Source organism: Aerosakkonema funiforme FACHB-1375, assembly GCF_014696265.1.
Taxonomy (GTDB): domain Bacteria; phylum Cyanobacteriota; class Cyanobacteriia; order Cyanobacteriales; family Aerosakkonemataceae; genus Aerosakkonema; species Aerosakkonema funiforme_A.
In genome coordinates, this window is the sequence record NZ_JACJPW010000005.1 from 89,122 (window position 1) to 107,393 (window position 18,272).

General features: G+C 46.0%; 15 protein-coding genes and 1 pseudogene. 6 read left to right on the forward strand and 10 right to left on the reverse strand.

From position 1 onward, the window contains the following. Positions 1-867: 867 nt before the first annotated feature. Positions 868-1,866, reverse strand: a pseudogene (locus H6G03_RS39680) (hypothetical protein); the annotation flags it as partial. 490 nt (positions 1,867-2,356) lie between these two features. On the opposite strand from H6G03_RS39680, the gene psaA reads away from it, so the two are divergent. The 4 genes from psaA to H6G03_RS39420 all read left to right on the forward strand — a co-directional run bounded on the left by psaA (position 2,357) and on the right by H6G03_RS39420 (position 7,884). Next, the gene (psaA, locus tag H6G03_RS03235; RefSeq protein WP_190462026.1) at positions 2,357-4,612 is read left to right on the forward strand and encodes a photosystem I core protein PsaA; all 2,256 of its coding nucleotides are present in this window, start codon (positions 2,357-2,359) and stop codon (positions 4,610-4,612) included. A 120-nt stretch (positions 4,613-4,732) separates the two neighbouring features. Further along, positions 4,733-6,958 carry a photosystem I core protein PsaB gene (gene psaB, locus H6G03_RS03240; protein WP_190462028.1) on the forward strand — a complete coding sequence of 742 codons (2,226 nt, stop codon included), beginning with the start codon at positions 4,733-4,735 and terminating at the stop codon, positions 6,956-6,958. Positions 6,959-7,225: 267 nt separating this feature from the next. After that, positions 7,226-7,606 carry an EndoU domain-containing protein gene (locus tag H6G03_RS03245; protein WP_190462029.1) on the forward strand — a complete coding sequence of 127 codons (381 nt, stop codon included), beginning with the start codon at positions 7,226-7,228 and terminating at the stop codon, positions 7,604-7,606. An 11-nt stretch (positions 7,607-7,617) separates the two neighbouring features. Then, on the forward strand, positions 7,618-7,884 hold the full coding sequence (locus tag H6G03_RS39420) for a MafI family immunity protein (RefSeq protein ID WP_190462031.1): 267 nt from the start codon (positions 7,618-7,620) through the stop codon (positions 7,882-7,884). A gap of 136 nt (positions 7,885-8,020) precedes the next feature. Here H6G03_RS39420 and H6G03_RS03255 read toward each other — a convergent pair whose 3' ends face one another. Next, positions 8,021-8,215, reverse strand: a complete 195-nt coding sequence (locus tag H6G03_RS03255; RefSeq protein ID WP_190462033.1) for a hypothetical protein — start codon at positions 8,213-8,215, stop codon at positions 8,021-8,023. 132 nt (positions 8,216-8,347) lie between these two features. Then, positions 8,348-8,566, reverse strand: a complete 219-nt coding sequence (locus H6G03_RS03260; protein WP_190462091.1) for a helix-turn-helix domain-containing protein — start codon at positions 8,564-8,566, stop codon at positions 8,348-8,350. Between the two features lie 141 nt (positions 8,567-8,707). On the opposite strand from H6G03_RS03260, the gene H6G03_RS03265 reads away from it, so the two are divergent. Continuing rightward, a complete protein-coding gene (locus tag H6G03_RS03265) occupies positions 8,708-9,193 on the forward strand; it encodes a hypothetical protein (protein WP_242056791.1) in 486 nt (161 codons plus the stop codon). A gap of 116 nt (positions 9,194-9,309) precedes the next feature. Here the strand turns inward: H6G03_RS03265 and H6G03_RS03270 are convergent, their stop codons facing one another. The 6 genes from H6G03_RS03270 to H6G03_RS03295 all read right to left on the reverse strand — a co-directional run bounded on the left by H6G03_RS03270 (position 9,310) and on the right by H6G03_RS03295 (position 17,424). Further along, entirely contained in the window at positions 9,310-9,429 is a 120-nt protein-coding gene (locus tag H6G03_RS03270) for a photosystem I reaction center subunit VIII (RefSeq protein ID WP_190462035.1), read from the reverse strand. 323 nt (positions 9,430-9,752) lie between these two features. After that, positions 9,753-10,259 (reverse strand): photosystem I reaction center protein subunit XI, encoded by a 507-nt coding sequence (locus tag H6G03_RS03275; protein WP_190462037.1) that lies wholly within the window; start codon positions 10,257-10,259, stop codon positions 9,753-9,755. Between the two features lie 184 nt (positions 10,260-10,443). After that, complete coding sequence (locus tag H6G03_RS03280; protein WP_199315110.1) at positions 10,444-12,030, reverse strand: BamA/TamA family outer membrane protein; 1,587 nt, start codon at positions 12,028-12,030, stop codon at positions 10,444-10,446. Positions 12,031-12,331: 301 nt separating this feature from the next. Next, positions 12,332-13,327, reverse strand: a complete 996-nt coding sequence (locus H6G03_RS03285) for an L-lactate dehydrogenase (RefSeq protein WP_190462039.1) — start codon at positions 13,325-13,327, stop codon at positions 12,332-12,334. A gap of 75 nt (positions 13,328-13,402) precedes the next feature. Continuing rightward, entirely contained in the window at positions 13,403-15,922 is a 2,520-nt protein-coding gene (locus tag H6G03_RS03290; RefSeq protein WP_190462041.1) for an AAA-like domain-containing protein, read from the reverse strand. Between the two features lie 176 nt (positions 15,923-16,098). Beyond that, positions 16,099-17,424 (reverse strand): AAA-like domain-containing protein, encoded by a 1,326-nt coding sequence (locus H6G03_RS03295; protein ID WP_190462043.1) that lies wholly within the window; start codon positions 17,422-17,424, stop codon positions 16,099-16,101. Between the two features lie 231 nt (positions 17,425-17,655). Here H6G03_RS03295 and H6G03_RS03300 point away from each other — a divergent pair, with 231 nt between their 5' ends. Next, complete coding sequence (locus tag H6G03_RS03300; RefSeq protein ID WP_190462044.1) at positions 17,656-17,931, forward strand: TRADD-N-associated membrane domain-containing protein; 276 nt, start codon at positions 17,656-17,658, stop codon at positions 17,929-17,931. A 73-nt stretch (positions 17,932-18,004) separates the two neighbouring features. Here H6G03_RS03300 and H6G03_RS03305 read toward each other — a convergent pair whose 3' ends face one another. Next, positions 18,005-18,256 (reverse strand): hypothetical protein, encoded by a 252-nt coding sequence (locus H6G03_RS03305; RefSeq protein WP_190462046.1) that lies wholly within the window; start codon positions 18,254-18,256, stop codon positions 18,005-18,007. Positions 18,257-18,272 lie beyond the last annotated feature (16 nt).

Below are 18,272 nucleotides of genomic sequence, written 5' to 3' on the forward strand. Positions count from 1 at the left end.
CGAATTCCCATTTGTTGTATCAGTTGCTTCTGCTTGGGGTACAGGGGTGGTTTCTAATCCGTTCGTTTCACTTGCCTCAATTTGAGGTGGAGAAGAGGTTTCTAGTTGAGATGGCTGTAGTTCAGGTGTAATTGGCTGTGGAGTTGGGGTTTCTATTATTTCAGGTAAAGTCGGTGGCAAATCTGCCGATGGTGACGCCTCAGTAGCAGAATTGGTTTCGATGCGATCGGCATTTTCGCTATCTTTAGATTCTCCTTTCTCGGATTTAGCCAGATCCTGTTCTAAAGTTTCGGATGTTTCGGGTAATGGTGGAGGTAAAGTTTCTGCGGTCGGAGTTGGTGCTATCTCAGTTTGAGGTGCGGGTACAGTTTCTCCTGACGGAGTTGGTACTACCTCAGTTTGAGGTACGGGTACAGTTTCTGGCGAGGGAGTTGGTGCTACCTCAGTTTGAGGCGCGGATACCGTTTCTGGAGAAGGAGTTGGTGGAGTAGGAATTAATGGAGGCGTTGGTGTTTCGATCGCTTCTGGTGGTGTAGGAGAAGGCTTAATTATTTGCGGACGTCGGAAGCGATTAAAAAATCCGCCAAATCCCGGTTTTTCGACTGCTTTAGGCTGTGTTGGTTCTGTAATAGTATCCGGACGCTGAAAGCGATTCAAGTATTCACTCGGTTGGGGTGTTTGTATTGGTTTGGGTTCTGTTAGCTGTGTTTCGGCTGATTTGCTGGCTTCTCTATCAGTTTCTGCTTTCGTTGGTTCCTCTTGCGATGGTTCGGATGGTGGTATGACTTCGGGTGCAGGAGTAACCAAAGGTACTGATTCCGGTGTCGGCTCAAGTGTGGGTGTGGCTTCTACTGCTGAATCGGGTGTAGGTGTAGCTTCTACTGCTGGTTCAGGTGTGGGTTCTGGTTCTGGTTGTTTGGCGATATAGTTGCGATCGACTATGCCACGAGCATCGGCTGCGGAAAGTTGCCCTCTAACAAGGCGGGAAAGCGTATCGTTTCCGTTTGGTTCGTAGGTAATTAGACGAACTGTATTGTTAAAGGCGTTTTTGACTGGGTTGCCTTGTTCATCGAGCAATTCCAGTTGTACCCAGTTTTTCCCTGGTTGAAAACCTGTTAAATAAATTGGTTGCCACCGATCGATGATGAAGCTTTCGCCGTTGATGGTACAACGAATCCGCCAATCTGAAATATTGTCTTGAGGATCTTCTTGTGCTACCAGATGCAGTGGAGCGTTGGTGAGGTAGAAGTCCAGCATGATTGGCTCTGCCCCGTAACTGGCTTGAGGACGACTGTAGGTTAACAGTGGCTCAGCCGGGTCGGGGTTATTGTCATCTGTCTTAGTAAATATATGGAATGTAGTTTGGGCATAAGCTCCCTCATTCTTGAAACTTTCGTGCCAAGGACGAGAGGCAAAAACCCTGAGTGTGTGAGTACCGGGGGCTAAATCTTTATAAATTAAAGGCTCGTTGGGGTCATAAATTCCCTGGTAGGGTTGGTTGTCCAGGAAGACTTGCAGATGGGGGCCAAGACCTAGTTCTGGATTTTTGAAGATCGGCAAGTCTTGAACCTGGAATCGCACTGTGACAGTGTTATCGTTTAATACCTCGTTGGGTTGAGGACTGACAATACTTACCTGGGGCTGGTAAGTTTCCAATGCCTGACGCAGCTCTTGAATGACTTGAGGCGGAGACACTTCGGCAATTTTCGGTGCGTTTTGGTTTGGTGCGGTATTTAAGTTCCCAGGTGTCCCTGATGTGGATGTGCGACCGCCACAGCCCGTCAAACTCAAAACAAGTATTCCCGCTATTAAGAATGATGTGACTAGCGCTTTTCCAGCCCTTTGCTGCCAGTTTGTATCAAGCACGCTACAAAGCTCCTAAACAAGCTATACATATGGGACGGTTTTATATAAGTTATTTTTTACCTTTATGGCTCTGGATAAAAGCCGACCCTACAAGCCGTCCATAGGAGACTATAGCCCAAAAGGCTCAAACACTTCTAATTATTAGCTTCGGCTCCCCTATTTGACGCTTAATGTTAACTAATTATTGAGTTTTATTAACTAAATCGAAATACCTCTTGACTTTTTAACCAATAGTTATAGGGTAAAAGCTAGTGTATGTCTTCGCTCTAGCCAATTTGAATTATTGTTAAGTGCTGACAAACAGGTTGGGAAGCAAGTCCTATAATTCAACAGAAGGAACTACCGCAGGCAATTAAAGCGGCCCCAAAAGCTTGTAAGAGTTGGCAGTCGTCTTAATTGCAAGTAAAGCGGAGCTCCTCAGTTTACAATCCTCAAGAGTGAGTTCAGACGAGTCAATGCTCGTGCCTTGTAAAAAGAGAGGAGAGTCTTCATGGCTGTAAGTCCTCCGGAGCGGGAAGCAAAGGCAAGGGTTGTAGTCGATAAAGATCCGGTTCCCACTACGTTTGAAAAGTGGGCTCAGCCTGGACATTTCGATCGCACTCTGGCCAGAGGTCCAAAAACCACAACCTGGATTTGGAATCTCCATGCGAACGCCCATGATTTCGATACCCATACCAGTGACCTAGAAGATATATCGCGTAAGATTTTCAGCGCACACTTCGGTCACTTGGCTGTCATTTTTGTCTGGTTGAGCGGCATGTATTTTCATGGCGCTCGCTTCTCGAACTACGAAGCTTGGCTTGCTAACCCAACGGGCATTAAACCGAGTGCCCAGGTTGTGTGGCCGATCGTAGGTCAAGGAATTCTTAATGCTGATGTAGGTGGCGGCTTCCACGGAATTCAGATCACTTCGGGTCTGTTCTATATGTGGCGTGCCGCAGGCTTCACGAATACCTTCCAACTGTATTGCACGGCGATCGGTGGACTGGTAATGGCAGCTCTGATGCTGTTCGCCGGTTGGTTCCACTATCACAAGCGGGCTCCCAAATTGGAATGGTTCCAAAACGTGGAGTCGATGATGAACCACCACCTGGCTGGGTTGCTAGGCTGCGGTTCTCTGGGGTGGGCAGGTCACCAAATCCACGTATCGTTGCCGACAAACCAGCTACTTGATTCTGGTGTGGCTCCGGGAGATATTCCTTTGCCCCACGAGTTCATCTTGAACCGTGACTTGATCGCGCAGATTTATCCCAGTTTCAAACAAGGCTTAGTGCCTTTCTTTACCCTGAACTGGGGTCAGTATGCCGACTTCCTCACTTTCAAGGGCGGATTGAACCCAGTAACCGGTAGCTTGTGGTTGACAGATACAGCACACCACCACCTGGCAATCGCAGTACTGTTCATTATTGCCGGACACTTCTACCGGACGAACTGGGGTATCGGTCACAGCTTTAAGGAAGTTCTAGAAGCTCATAAAGGTCCCTTCACCGGCGAAGGCCACAAGGGAATGTATGAAGTATTCACAACTTCCTGGCACGCTCAGCTGTCTTGGAACCTCCAGTGGATGGGTTCTCTATCCATCATCGTGGCGCACCATATGTACGCCATGCCACCCTATCCTTACCAAGCGATAGACTACGCGACTCAGCTGTCCCTGTTCACACACCATATGTGGATTGGAGGCTTCCTAATCGTGGGAGCAGCAGCTCACGCAGCAATCTTCATGGTGCGGGACTACGATCCGGTAGTACACCAAAACAACTTGCTCGATCGCGTTCTCCGTCACCGCGACGCCATCATTTCTCACCTGAACTGGGTGTGTATGTTCTTGGGCTTCCACAGCTTCGGCTTGTACGTCCATAACGACACGATGCGTGCTTTCGGTCGCCCCCAAGATATGTTCTCGGATACGGCGATCCAGTTACAGCCCGTATTTGCTCAGTGGGTACAAAATATTCACACTTTGGCTCCGGGCGCTACAGCTCCCAATGCGCTTCAGCCTGTAAGCTATGCCTTTGGGGGCGGGATTGTGGCTGTAGGCGGTAAGGTGGCAATGATGCCGATCGCGCTGGGAACGGCGGACTTCTTAGTTCACCACATCCACGCTTTCACCATCCACGTTACCGTTCTGATCCTGCTCAAGGGCGTTCTGTTCGCCCGCAGCTCTCGTCTGATTCCAGACAAGGCTAATTTGGGTTTCCGCTTCCCTTGTGATGGCCCCGGTCGCGGCGGTACTTGCCAAGTATCCGGTTGGGATCACGTATTCTTGGGTCTGTTCTGGATGTACAACAGCATCTCGGTAGTACTTTTCCACTTCAGCTGGAAAATGCAATCCGATGTATGGGGTACTATTGACCCAGATGGCACCGTATCTCACATTGCAGGTGGTAACTTTGCCCAAAGTGCGCTGACGATCAACGGTTGGTTGCGCGATTTCTTGTGGGCTCAAGCTTCTCAGGTAATTCAGTCCTACGGCACGGCTCTGTCTGCCTACGGTCTGATCTTCTTGGGCGCTCACTTCGTCTGGGCATTCAGCTTGATGTTCTTGTTCAGCGGTCGCGGCTACTGGCAAGAGTTGATCGAATCGATTGTGTGGGCGCACAATAAGCTGAAAGTGGCTCCATCCATTCAGCCTCGCGCCCTGAGCATCGTTCAAGGTCGGGCTGTGGGGGTGGCTCACTACCTCCTGGGAGGAATCGCAACCACATGGGCGTTCTTCCTAGCTCGCACACTTTCACTGGGCTAGATAGTTCATGTTCGCGATTCATTGTTCCCAGTTCGTTGAAACGAACAAACAATAACGAACAAGGAGCAATGAATGGCGAACAATGAACAATAACTGAGGAAATGCGAGAAGGACTTAAAGATGGCGACTAAATTCCCAAAATTTAGCCAGGATCTCGCGCAAGACCCGACAACACGTCGGATTTGGTACGGGATAGCCACGGCCCACGACTTTGAAAGCCACGATGGCATGACAGAAGAGAATCTTTACCAAAAGATCTTCGCTTCCCACTTCGGCCACGTAGCAATCATCTTCCTGTGGACTTCCGGCAACCTGTTCCACGTAGCCTGGCAAGGTAACTTTGAACAGTGGATCAAAGACCCGCTAAATGTTCGTCCCATAGCACACGCGATCTGGGATCCGCAATTTGGCGCACCGGCAGTAGAAGCTTTCACCCAAGGTGGGGCTAACTATCCGGTAAACATTTCCTACTCCGGTGTGTATCAGTGGTGGTACACGATCGGTATGCGGACAAACAATGACCTGTATCAAGGCGCGTTGTTCCTCCTGCTCCTGGCAGCTGTGTTCTTGTTCGCAGGTTGGTTGCACTTACAACCCAAGTTCCGCCCCAGCCTCTCTTGGTTCAAGAGCGCTGAATCCCGTCTGAACCACCACCTGGCTGGTTTGTTCGGTGTTAGCTCGCTGGCTTGGACAGGCCACTTGGTTCACGTTGCAATCCCGGAAGCACGCGGACAGCACGTAGGTTGGGATAACTTCCTGACTACTCTGCCACACCCAGCAGGTCTGGCTCCGTTCTTTACAGGCAACTGGGGTGTATATGCCCAGAACCCAGACACCGCCGGACAGATCTTCGGGACTTCGGAAGGTTCGGGAACGGCAATTCTGACGTTCTTGGGTGGTTTCCATCCCCAAACTCAGTCCCTGTGGCTAACGGATATCGCCCATCACCACTTGGCGATCGCAGTCCTGTTCATCATCGCCGGTCATATGTACCGGACGAACTTCGGAATCGGTCACAGCATCAAGGAAATGATGAATGCCAAAGATTTCTTTGGCACGAAGGTTGAAGGACCGTTCAATATGCCTCACCAAGGCATTTATGACACCTACAACAACTCCTTGCACTTCCAGTTGGGTTGGCACTTAGCTTGCTTGGGTGTAATCACCTCCTTGGTGGCTCAGCATATGTACTCGATGCCTCCCTACGCTTTCTTGGCGCAGGACTTCACCACTCAGGCAGCGCTGTACACTCACCACCAATACATTGCTGGTTTCATCATGGTCGGTGCTTTCGCCCACGGAGCTATCTTCTTGGTGCGTGACTACGACCCCGAACAAAACAAAGGCAACGTACTCGATCGAGTCCTACAGCACAAAGAGGCAATCATCTCTCACCTCTCGTGGGTGTCTCTGTTCCTGGGTTTCCACACCTTGGGCTTGTACGTCCACAACGATGTGGTAGTAGCTTTCGGAACTCCTGAAAAGCAAATCCTGATCGAACCGGTGTTTGCACAGTTCGTTCAGTCGGCTAACGGGAAAGTGCTGTATGGCATGAATGTGCTGCTGTCCAATCCAGACAGTATTGCCAGCACCGCTTGGCCTAACCACGGCAACGTCTGGTTACCAGGTTGGTTGGATGCAATCAATGCAGGCACTAACTCTCTGTTTCTCACCATTGGCCCTGGCGATTTCTTGGTACACCATGCGATCGCTCTCGGTCTGCACACCACCACTCTGATCCTCGTTAAGGGTGCGTTGGATGCACGCGGTTCCAAGCTGATGCCCGACAAGAAAGACTTCGGCTATGCCTTCCCTTGCGATGGCCCCGGTCGTGGCGGCACTTGCGACATCTCTGCTTGGGATTCGTTCTACCTCTCTATGTTCTGGATGCTAAACACCATCGGTTGGGTAACCTTCTACTGGCACTGGAAGCATCTGGGTATTTGGCAAGGCAACGTGGCACAGTTTAATGAGTCCTCTACTTACCTCATGGGCTGGCTGCGGGATTACCTCTGGCTGAACTCGGCTCAGCTGATCAATGGCTACAACCCTTACGGCATGAATAACTTGTCGATCTGGGCTTGGATGTTCCTCTTCGGACACCTGGTTTGGGCTACCGGCTTCATGTTCTTGATTAGCTGGCGCGGTTACTGGCAAGAGTTGATCGAAACCCTCGTTTGGGCTCACGAACGCACTCCTCTAGCGAACTTGGTTCGTTGGAAAGACAAGCCAGTTGCGCTGTCGATCGTTCAAGCTCGTTTGGTTGGTTTAACCCACTTCGCTGTTGGTTATGTCCTTACCTACGCGGCATTCCTAATTGCCTCTACTGCTGGTAAGTTCGGTTGATGTCCTCAATTGAATAACCTCGTTGTTAGGTAATTAGAAAATCCCCTGCCTTCGGGCGGGGGATTTTTGTTGATATTGATAAAATTTGCTAATATATACTTAATAAGAAAAAAAATTTTGAAGAGGGCGATTGCCAGCATACTTAGCCGCTGGTATCGTCCTCTTTTTTGTTTTTTACTTGTCCCTAGCAAACTCAGGAGGTATGTCCCAATGGATTCGATGGACAACACCATAACTGTACACTTTGATTCCAAAATAATGAAACCAATGACCAAATCAAGTCCGGCTTGCAAAATTGCCCTTAACGCTTTAGCTCAGATCCACCCTAGACAACGCACACACATTTTAGATGGTGACTCAAGTGGGGGTGGTTATGGTGCAGGTAGAGGTATTTCTGGAAAGAGTGAATTTCCGAGCCGATGGGATGATCGGCAAACGTTGGACTATATCTGTGAAATAGTCAAAGATCCAAATTCGCAATGGACTCAACGTACTGGAAAACCGGGTGCAAAATATACAAAAAATGGTAAACCAGTTAGGTGGCAAGTTGAAGGTACTAGAGATAATGTTGATATTATGGTGATTGTAGAACCTGATGGACAAGGTATCGTTACAGCTTACCCAACTAACATACCTCCTAACCCCTAGTATTGATACCAATGCTTGACTATAAAATTATTGTAGATAAACTAAACGAAGCCCTTTTTTTTGTCAGTGAAGAACTGTCAGAAAATCAAATAAATTTTATACGTTCGGACATAAACGCAGGCGAGTGGAGGTTAGCATTCGAGACCCTTTGCGATATTCTTAGCGAGGAAAACTTACGAATGAATCCAAGGGTATATAAGCTCGTTCAAGAAATAGGATATGGGCTGAATATTGACTCTGAAACTTGGGAAAGTCTCAAAGTGCAAGTGGCCTGCTGATTTAACGATATTTTGTCTGTGAAGTTAGCTTCAGTAGCGATCTTTGTCGCTTAAAATTTGGCAAGTGCGAGCGCTTGCTTGTACAGACAGTTACACACCAGACCGATCGCACCAGCTAATCTCTATTAAAATCTTCTCAAATTTCTCCATTAAGTTGCATCAGATGTACCTTATCGGCTAGCTCTTGACGATGTTGCTCGTCTAATTCATCAATTGCTAGCATACCCATTAAAATAACTTCTTTGAGCGTCAATCTGGTCGATCGCGCTTTTTTCTGAACTATGTCTTTAATTACCGGACTCACACCGATCGCTGTACTAGCTCTAGGCACAAAAATAATTATTGACTACATCGCCTAAATCTTAGCATCTGTTGTTTAGTTTAAGTGACGTGCTTAAACAGGTATTGACACGCTTAAGCGAAAAATCTATACTGATGATAGATGGGAAGAGTAGGCGATCGCTTAATCGTCCAAAATTTCCACCAATTCCTCAATCATCACATCGAAAGTGCGTGCCAACTTGTATAGGGCAGCAAAATCAACCATTGCCATGCCAGGTGAACGGGCGTAGTTTCGGATCGTGCTGTAGCCTACGCCAGAGCGATCGGCCACTTCTTTGAGCGTCCAACCCTTCTCGTCAGCTAACTCTTTAACCCGCAACCTCACCAAACCCGCGCTCATATTGACAAATGACAAGATTTTGCTTTTAATATTTATATGTTTAAAAGCGATCGCTCCCCAGTATAACAAACTCCAGAGCGATCGCTGAAACTCCCCAAAGGAGTCAAGTCAAATACAAAAAACCCAGAGGAGTCAAATATTATGGTATCAATTCCAGAGCAAGAATTGGCAAGTACGATCGATTTGCCACGTTATCAAATCCGAGAATCAAAAATAGTTCATAAGTCGCCGATACTTCATCCATTAGCCAGATTTATCACAGAAGAAACCGCTGCGATGATGTTCGGTATTGATTTTGAGGATATTTATCGAATTACTTGCTTGCGGTATGTAGTTCACGTACACGGCAAAGGCGTAAGCCGATTTGTCAGCTATGCCGATTTTCCGCCAATTTCGGCAGTAAACCCACCCACAGTAACGGATTTTGTATTTTGGCACAAACGCTGGCGAAAGAAACCCGCAACAGAATTCTGGCAAAATTTTTATACTCACCAGTTTCAACAAGCTGTTTGGGAGAGCGAACTGTTGGAGTGGGGCAAAATAGTCAATTCAGTAAAATCGCTGCTGTCTGAAACAGGGTTGCAAAATCTGCGAGACATTTATATAGAAAAGAAAAGTTGGCTATAATTTTGAGCGATCGCCTCAAAATTATATTAAAACTTAATCAAAAAATCCCCTACCCGCAGGCAAGGGATTGTTGAGAATTTCAGCTTACTGAAATCGGCAATCTCATCAAACTGCTATTAAGCAGCATCGCTTTCAATGTAGATAAACAAAAGACCCATTACCACAGCAGGTAACAGCCAGGTAATTACGGGGATGAGAATCCAGGGCAAGTATGAAGCTGCGTATGAACCTGTCATGTCAAAATCTCCAAGAAGGGTAAACTATTGCGTTCAAAGTTATCGGGCTGCTATCGATCGGAGGTACTGCCTAAATTCAATTCAGACATCTAACCTTTGACTTAAAATTAGCTAAACCGACTTTCAAACACGAAAATCAGAAATTGCCCGACAACGAAGTTTTTAACGAACAAGTCGCCGATCGACTTTCAGTCAGTTATGACTCGACTGCACAAAGTACTAAATCGCGTGCCGGCTGTGTTGACCTTTGCGATCGCATTAGCAGCCGATCGTCTGTCCGGCAAACGCTCCGATCGCGCCTGCCAGTCTACCTAAAATAGGGTTTAGTGATGAACTATACCCCGGAAAATCGCATCTACGACATTGAAGTTTTCCAGCAGGAAGTAGGCAACGAAAGCGCCACCCATCGCACCCACAAAGAAACCGGTTGTAACTTGGCTCCAGCCTTCAGCAGTTTTCCATTGGTCGGGTGCTTGAGGATTGGAGTTGGGAATGTTCTTTTGATCTTGGAAAGAGGCGATGCCGTAAACGGACATACAGGCAGTGGCGATGAGAATCAAAGCTAGACCGCAAATCAATCCGCCCAGATTGGCAGCCTCTCCATAATCGCGTAATGCACCGAACTTAACCCAGGGGCCAATTATGAAATAGCCGTGAGCCAAGCCAATTTCCAGTCCCCGCTGGAGTGGAGATATACCTTTGCGGTAAGCAGGAAGATTACCGATGAAAGCTCTGGTAAAAGCGGAATCGCTAATAGGGGTGGAGAGATTTCCGACAAACGGGTCTCCGTTATAGGCTTTTACAACCTCTGCGTCTCTAGGATCGGCCATACTTATTATTCCTGTTTCTCTGAAAATCTACAGAAGAACTTAAGCTCATATTCTAAGCAACTAGGGGTTGCCAAATCGCAGAATGAGTGACGAGCTTTAGAAAAGTTCATGTTTCTGGCAAATGGGCAATCGGGAATGGGAATGAGATAAAATGTAAAGCATTTCCCATTTCCTGCCATTTTCATTAAAAGCGCTGACCGAAAGAGATTTCCAAACTGTTGTCGCCGCGATCGCTAATGCCGAAGTCAGCCCGAATTAGGCCAAAAGGCGATCGCACTCGCAATCCCAGTCCGTAGCCAAAACCGCTTCCAGGTTTGTCGCGGATCGGCCCGGGTTCCCCCAGCACCGTATCCCCAGAACCGAAATCCGACGCGAAATCGGCAAACACAACTCCTCCCACACGCCAAACGATCGGGAAACGATATTCAAAAGAAGCTAAACCATAACTGCGACCGCTGCCTACCCCACCCCCACCATAGCCGCGCACAGAATTTGTGCCGCCCAGATTAAACGCCTCAGCGGGTGGAAATTCCCCCAGTATAGTACCGGCCTGCAAATTAAAAGCCAGCATTTCTGTCAATTCCGGATATTGAGCCGGTCTACCCCTGCCCACCAAGCTGACCGGGACATACTGGATATAGTTAGCCCGCAATCGGTTGATTAAAACATCGCCAAGTCCGATCGGAATCGACTGTTCGGTGCTGAGAGAGAAAATCGAACCGGTACTCGGATATAAGCGCCGATCGCGTGTATCTCTAGTTACAGCAAAAGACACCGTTACCAAATCGTCAATACCCTGACCGCTAAGAGATAAAGGATTACCCAACTCATCGATGGGCGAAACTCGCCAGTTGTCATCGCGAATGCTGATGCGCGTGTAATTCAAACCCAGCGCCGCATCCCAATCATTGAAAGACCGCAAAACCGACACAGAACCGCCAAATCTTCCTTCCCTGGCATCATCGTCGTTAGGCAGATCGATTTCATCCCCGAAAGTACGAGAGAAAGTGCGACGACGAAAAGCTCTTACACTGTAACCCAAACGATTTGGTTCGCTGGCGCGATAAGGATCGGTAAACTGGACATCAAACTGGGCGTCTTTGGCGCTCACCTGTAGTCTACCGCGCAGTTGCTGGTTGAGACCTGCTATATTGGCATCCCGATAGCCAAACGTACCGTAAATTCCGATATCTTCGTTGTAGCCGCCACCGAAACTTAGAGAAGGGAAGTGACTTTCTTTGATGTCATAGATAATAATGACACCAGTACTATCTGAATTTACAGAAACATTCACTCGATCGATAAACTCAAATCGCCTCAGTCGCCGCAAATCCGACTCCAGCGCCTCTTGGCGGAACACCTGACCCGGTTTGAGTCGCAATTCCCCCAAAAGAAAATCTTTGCGCGTGCGACCTTCAACAGTTTCTCCTTTGTTATTGACAAAGCGGATTTGGATATCTGTGACAAGAGGAGATTGGGAATTGGGGATTGGGGAAGAATCATTTTTTTCAGCGATCGCCAATTGAGAATCCCCATTTGTGGTATATAGTAAATCCTTCGCATTTGTAGAGATAATGTCGGGAAATTCAACTGTATCCGCTAATGGTAGCTGTGCGATCGCAGTCGATCGAATACCTGCTTCCGCAGACATTGGAGCTACAATACGATCGGCCAAGTTCGGCACAGGTGATGGGTAACTGGCTTGAGCCTCCTGTCTTTCCCAAAAAACCAGAGCCGTCCAAGTCAAAATTGCAACAGTGCAAAAACGCATAATAGATGATTCGCAGTAAATGAAAAACAATAGACAAGATTGCCAAAGTCAATATACTTCATCTGATTCATCTGCGTTCATCCGCGTTCATCTGCTGTCATCTGCGGTAAAAATTTAACCCTCAATGACAACAAACAATTTGAGGATATGAATCTTACATTAACGATGCTACCGGAAATGAGATAGCACATTATAAAAAAACTAAAAATATATGGATTACCAAATCTTCCCTACATCTGTAGAGTCAATTCATGAATTGACTCTACACTAGAGAGAGTCACAGAAATAAATCCAAACAAGATTACAAATTGAGTTTCCCAATTGTTTCGCGCAGAACTTGACTGGAGTGTAACAGCTGCTGTTCCTCCTTCGTGGTTAGAGACATATTCAAAAGCCTAGTTACTCCCTGACGATTAACCACCGCAGGCAAACTCAAGCAGACATCTTCAATCCCGTGCAAACCATTAATCAAACTGCTGACAGTCAAAACCCGATTTTGATTGCGTAGGATAGCCTGTACAATCTGAGTTACACCAAGACCGATCGCATAGCTAGTCGCACCTTTGCGTTGGATAATCTCGTAAGCAGCATTTTTTACTTGTGCAAAAACTTCTTCCAGTTGTTGATTATCATCAGATGCGTTATCCAAATCACCATCAAACAGCGGCATTCCAGACACATTCACCTTACTCCATACAGGCACTTCGCTATCGCCGTGTTCCCCGATAATGTAGGCGTGCAGACTGCGGGGGTCAATTTGGAACTTTTCTGCCAAAAGATAGCGGAAACGAGCAGTATCTAACACTGTACCCGAACCGATGACACTAGAACTGGGCAAGCCAGACAGCCGCCAACTCACATAAGTCATGATATCGACTGGATTGGTGACGATCAGCAAAATAGCGTTGGCACAACACTTTACCACTTCTGAAATCAAGTTCTTGAATAGTTCCACATTGCGCTGCACCAAATCTAAACGAGTTTCCCCCGGTCTTTGCTTTGCGCCAGCAGTGATAATGACGATATCGGCATCGTGACCGTCTGCTAAAGTACCCGATCGCACTATACTAGGTTGCACAAACGGTAGACCGTGTACTAAGTCCATCACCTCCCCTTCCAGCTTTTCGCGATTGACATCGACGATGACCATTTCATCCAAGGTGTTTTGAATCAACATCGAGTAAGCGCAAGCCATACCAACTTGACCTGCGCCAATAATTACGCCTTTGCGAGGACGGCGAATGGTAGTTGAGTCTTGATTTACTTCAGGTGAGGGTGTAAAGAATTGTTCAAACATAATCTGTGTTGTGGTTTCACTTTAGTGTCTGCTTTCAAACAGGGTAGACGCTGCCTAGCTAAGTATCGAAATTGTTCAAACGCCGATGTTTCTAAAGAGAAGATTATACGTGCAGAGGGAGCGCACCCCGTCGGGTTCTCCAAGCTCTTCTAGAGATGGAAGAATACCCCGTGGGCTGGCTCCGTCCCCGCGAAGGCGGAACTTTATTTCTTCGCGGCGCTTCCAGTTTCCGCCTACATCTTTCCACCCTATAAGCTCTCCATACCGACTTATAGTTTTTTTATTATACTTGTTTAGCTTGTTTCCACTTTCTAAATAAATACGCTTTTGTACGCTAAAGCCAAAACGTCCATTTGAGTATTTTACCCAAAGTTGGTCAATTCGATTCATATCCGGACACGAAAAATTTTTAATTGACTCTTCTGTGATATTGCTGTTACCATCTCTCTTAGCTACGATATCCATTAATTTAGCCGTTTGAATGTCTGCTTCTTTCCAATTATTGGCTTCATCATATTTTTGTGCTGTTTCTAGTAAATGTTCTAAATAATCAAAGTTGAATTTCACAAAAGATTGCCTAACTTCTTGGACTTGATTTAGTTTAGTTTGAGTAAATACATCTATTATTTCTTGATAAATGGTGTTAAGACGTTTTGGTGATATAATTGCAATATTTTGAACAAAAAACTTATCCTTGCTATATAAGCTATCGAAGGTAATTAACCCCTTCTCGTAAACTTTTGATGCTTCTTCAAAGTTTTCTCCATCCAATTTAAGTAAATTGCCTTGGATGGAGTAGGAAAGGAAGCGAAGTTGCAATTCTAAAGTAGAAGCATTTTTATTAATATTGGGAGATAAAAGCTCTAGGCTTGTGCTAATATCCTTCTCTGCCTTGTTAAATTCTTCGAGTTCCTGATATGCTAGGGAACTAGATATTAATAAAAGAGCTTGTTTCAGACGAGTATCTTGAATTGTAAAAGACAAACTTGCGAATCTTCTGACCTCGTTGGCTGTATTAACGTAACCTCCATCTTCGAGGTCTACACTCAGTTTAGAAATCCGATCTAATATTTCAATTCTTTGTTGAGCTAGGTTTTCTCTTTGTAAAGCTAGGTTTTCTCTATTCTCGGCATTTTTGACTGCCTTTGATGTCATAAATACGGTTCCGCACGCTGCCAGCAAAGTCAATAATAATACTGCCGAACCTATGCGAATTCGCTGTTTAGCTTTTTGTAAAGCTTCAGTCACAATCTGTTTAGCTTGTTCGGCTGCTTCTTTAGCTTTCCGTTCCCGTTCCAGTTCAGCTTCTTTCTCTTTGGCGGCAAGTTCCTTTAACTTTTTCTGTGTTTGACTCTCTGTTAAAAACTGCTCATCTTGATAACTCAAGTTCCTGCCAGCTTTCCACGCCAAAGCATCTTGCAATGCCTTACCCCGTAGCAGTAGAGAATTATCTTGATAGCCAGAAGCTACCCAAGCTCTTAATGCCTGGGAATAAGGACGCAGATTTTTTAAAGCGCGGTCAATCCAGTGGGGATCGAAAATACTCTTATAGATACGATTATAAACCCTTAATTTATTCTGTTCCTTGACAACAATGCCAGCTAGCTGTAACTTCGCTTCTTCATGATAGTTAGTCACAACTATCTCTCCTTGCTGCCAAATTTGTTGGTATAGTTCCAGTAAATACGCCGCTCTTTGTTCGTCTGTCAGCAAGCGAGCGCGTATTGTCCTCAAGTGTTCTGGTTCATCCTGAGATTCCCAATTTTCGATAATATATTGTTGGACTAAATGCTCGATATTAGGCTGTTTGCCATCTGCATTTTCTACTACAAAACGGCACAGCTTTTGGGTAAGAAAAGGCTGTCCTCCTGTCCAACCTAAAATTTCCTCAATTGCTGCCTGTGCATCGGTAATTTTCCCTTGCAACCCCTCAACCAAAGGTTGTACTTCGTGCGTTTGAAATCCATTCAGAGAAATTGCCTGACCGATATTAAAAGGAGTGCGGGTTTTATCTTGAATTAAATCGGAAGGAGTCGCGACACCAAACAAGGCAAAGGAGATGCGATCGTACTTCGGATTATCCGCTCTTTGGTTATAGGAAAAGCGAATCAAAGCAAAAAAATCATCGCTGGAAAAATCTAAGCTGATAACGCTATCAATTTCATCCACAAAAATGACAATTTTGTCGCCCAGAACCTCAACTAACACCACATCCTGGATAAACTGACTGAGTTGCTGAACGCCAGAAAGCATTTCGCGATCCTTTAACCAGGTTTTCAGGTTTACTTTTCCAGCAAGATTAAACCCCCGCCACAATTCCTGAATAATGCCGTTATACCATTGTTGGAGCGTCACTTTGCTCCCCAACCCCGTCAAATCGATGGAAGTACAAGCAATTCCCTCTCGTTGCAAGCGCTGCATAGTACGAACGCGCAAACTGGACTTACCCATCTGCCGACAGTTGAGAACGTAGCAAAATTTTCCCGCTTTTAAGGCGTTGTAGAGTTCGTCGTCTGCTTGGCGGGTGACGTAGCTGGGTGCGTCAACTTTCAGACTGCCGCCTACTTGATATTCGTAGTTAAAAAGTGTACTCATATCGGCAATTAAAATCTATTGTAAAAGTGAGCTTGGGACTTTTTTAAGCACAGATGAACATAGATGTAGATGCAGGTTTTCGCTGGAGATTATAAGTTGACTCGATCGAGCCTGAAACTCAACAAAACCAATATCGACGTTGGGTTTCGTTACCTCAAAGCAATTTAAAAAGTTACTTAAACTTGAAAATACTCCCGAAAATACAATTGATACAACTGGCAGAGGAGTTTGGCCTTATTACCTTCTATTTGGATCAGTCCCAGACTTTCTAACTGGTATGATAGTTGCGGTTCTAACGACACGCTACCATCATTTTTCATTAGCTTTACGAATGCATCGGCGAGTTTGGGCTTTTCTTGCAGTAACGCCAACATTCCTCGCAAGTGGTCGTTGTAAATTCCCGCTTGGGTAGGCGCTTCTTCTAACAATTTATCCAGCTTTAGTTCTCCTCGCCGCAACGAGTAGATGGCTAATTGCACCAGATAAGGATGACCCCCAACCATTGCCCGGAGCCGTTCCGCTGAGCTATTATCTAACCAGTTAAGTTCGTGATGCCTTGCCAATATTTGCATTTGCTCTAAGCTTAATTCTAGCAATTTCACGGGTAACCCGACATTAAAAGGAGATTGGTTGTTGTTCAGCTTGACGTAAGGTTCTGTGGAATGAACTACCACCAGCCGCAGTTTTTGCCAGATGGATAAATTATTCGCTTCTTCATGCCAACGGCGCAACAGCGCAAAAAAGTCGATCGCTATTTCGGGATATTCAAATAGTCGCTCTACTTCATCCAAACCTAAAACCAACGGACTGTCTATGTTTGCCAGCAAATAGCCTTGAATGTAGTTGGTGCAGCTTGTCATGCTACCAAATAGCGCTTCATCCCAATATTCGTCTAGTTCTGGCTGAAGTTGCAGATTAACAGCGATATTAGCGCAGAACTGTCGCAGAAATTTATCCAAGTCGGTAAAAACTGCGGTTTCGAGTTGGCGCAAGCTGAAATTAACTGTTTTATAGCTTTGCTGCTCCGCATTAGCCAATATCCGTTTCAAAAGCGAGGTTTTGCCCATTTTCCAAGGCGCTTTAATGCGGACTAGAGAGCCTGGTTTCAACACTTCGCGATCGCAACTTTCTTCCACTGGCGGACGCGGAATATAAAGCTTAGACCCTAATGGCAGAGGACGATAGGGCAATTCCTGCTCTATCCCCGATGGCTGTTGGTAGTTGCCAGAAGGAAGGGACGAGTGCGATCGCCGCTCCAATGCCATGCGAAAATTCTTCTTACCGACCTCTTCCCCCAAAGCGTCGGAAAGCTTCTTCCACAGCTTATTCCCCACATCGCCTCGGATGTAATTGAGCGAGTAGTTTTTTGTTTGAGCGATGTCTTCGTAGCTCAAACCCTGCCAAGCGCCTTCGAGTATAGCGAATTCCACATCTGTTAAGTGTTTTTCAGTTTTGGCAACAACTGCTGCATCTGCCACCCTGAATGCCTCCTGAAACTCCATAGATATTTGATTCCTCAAAACCTACTTTACAGACTACTCCATAACGATTATTCTGCACAGATGCGACCAATTAATCCTGATTTTTCCATACTTTTCCACATTTCTGACTTAACCTGATTTTGTCGCTGTTAAGAATCTAGTGACTCCTTACTTTATCGAATTGTTTTGCTGGAAATTATTGGTTTAGATAGTAATAGAGCAAATAAACAAACCAATAATTTGGGGTACAATATGCGAGTCGAAACCAATTTTGATTTATATATTCTTCAAGAACGCTTGCGGCAGGCGCGGCTCAGCTTCAATTTAGCGTTGGGATTAATTGCCATTAGCACAACTATTAGTATTTTTGGGATTGGCCTTTTACTAAAGGGACAAATTTCCCAAGTAACAGCAACAACTGCTGGCGGACTTGCCGCTAATGTGGTTAGCGTGTGCGTCTTAAAACTTACCCGCGACGCAAATGATCGACTCGATAAAATGGCAAAAGAATTGATGGATAAAGAATAACCATTAAAGCCTTGTAATCTTCGAGCGTTGGCTACGAAGCAACCGGGGAAACACTTTTAGAGCAAACCCTATGTCATGGTAACTGCCCTTTGGCAGCTGCTAATTGAATTTCTAACATTTCAATGCGCTCCCTTAATCGCCCTGGCGAATCGGTACGGCAATCTGCAAACGTCGTGCTGTCTACATCAAGAAAAGATGCGATCGCCATTTCAATTATGAATTCTACAGGCATTCCCGTATCCGCAGCGTAAGCCTCCAAAGCTTCTCTAATATTTGTTGGTAGGTGGTTGACAATGCTTCGTAGGGCGGTTATATCTCTGCTCATTGAAATTATCCATAAA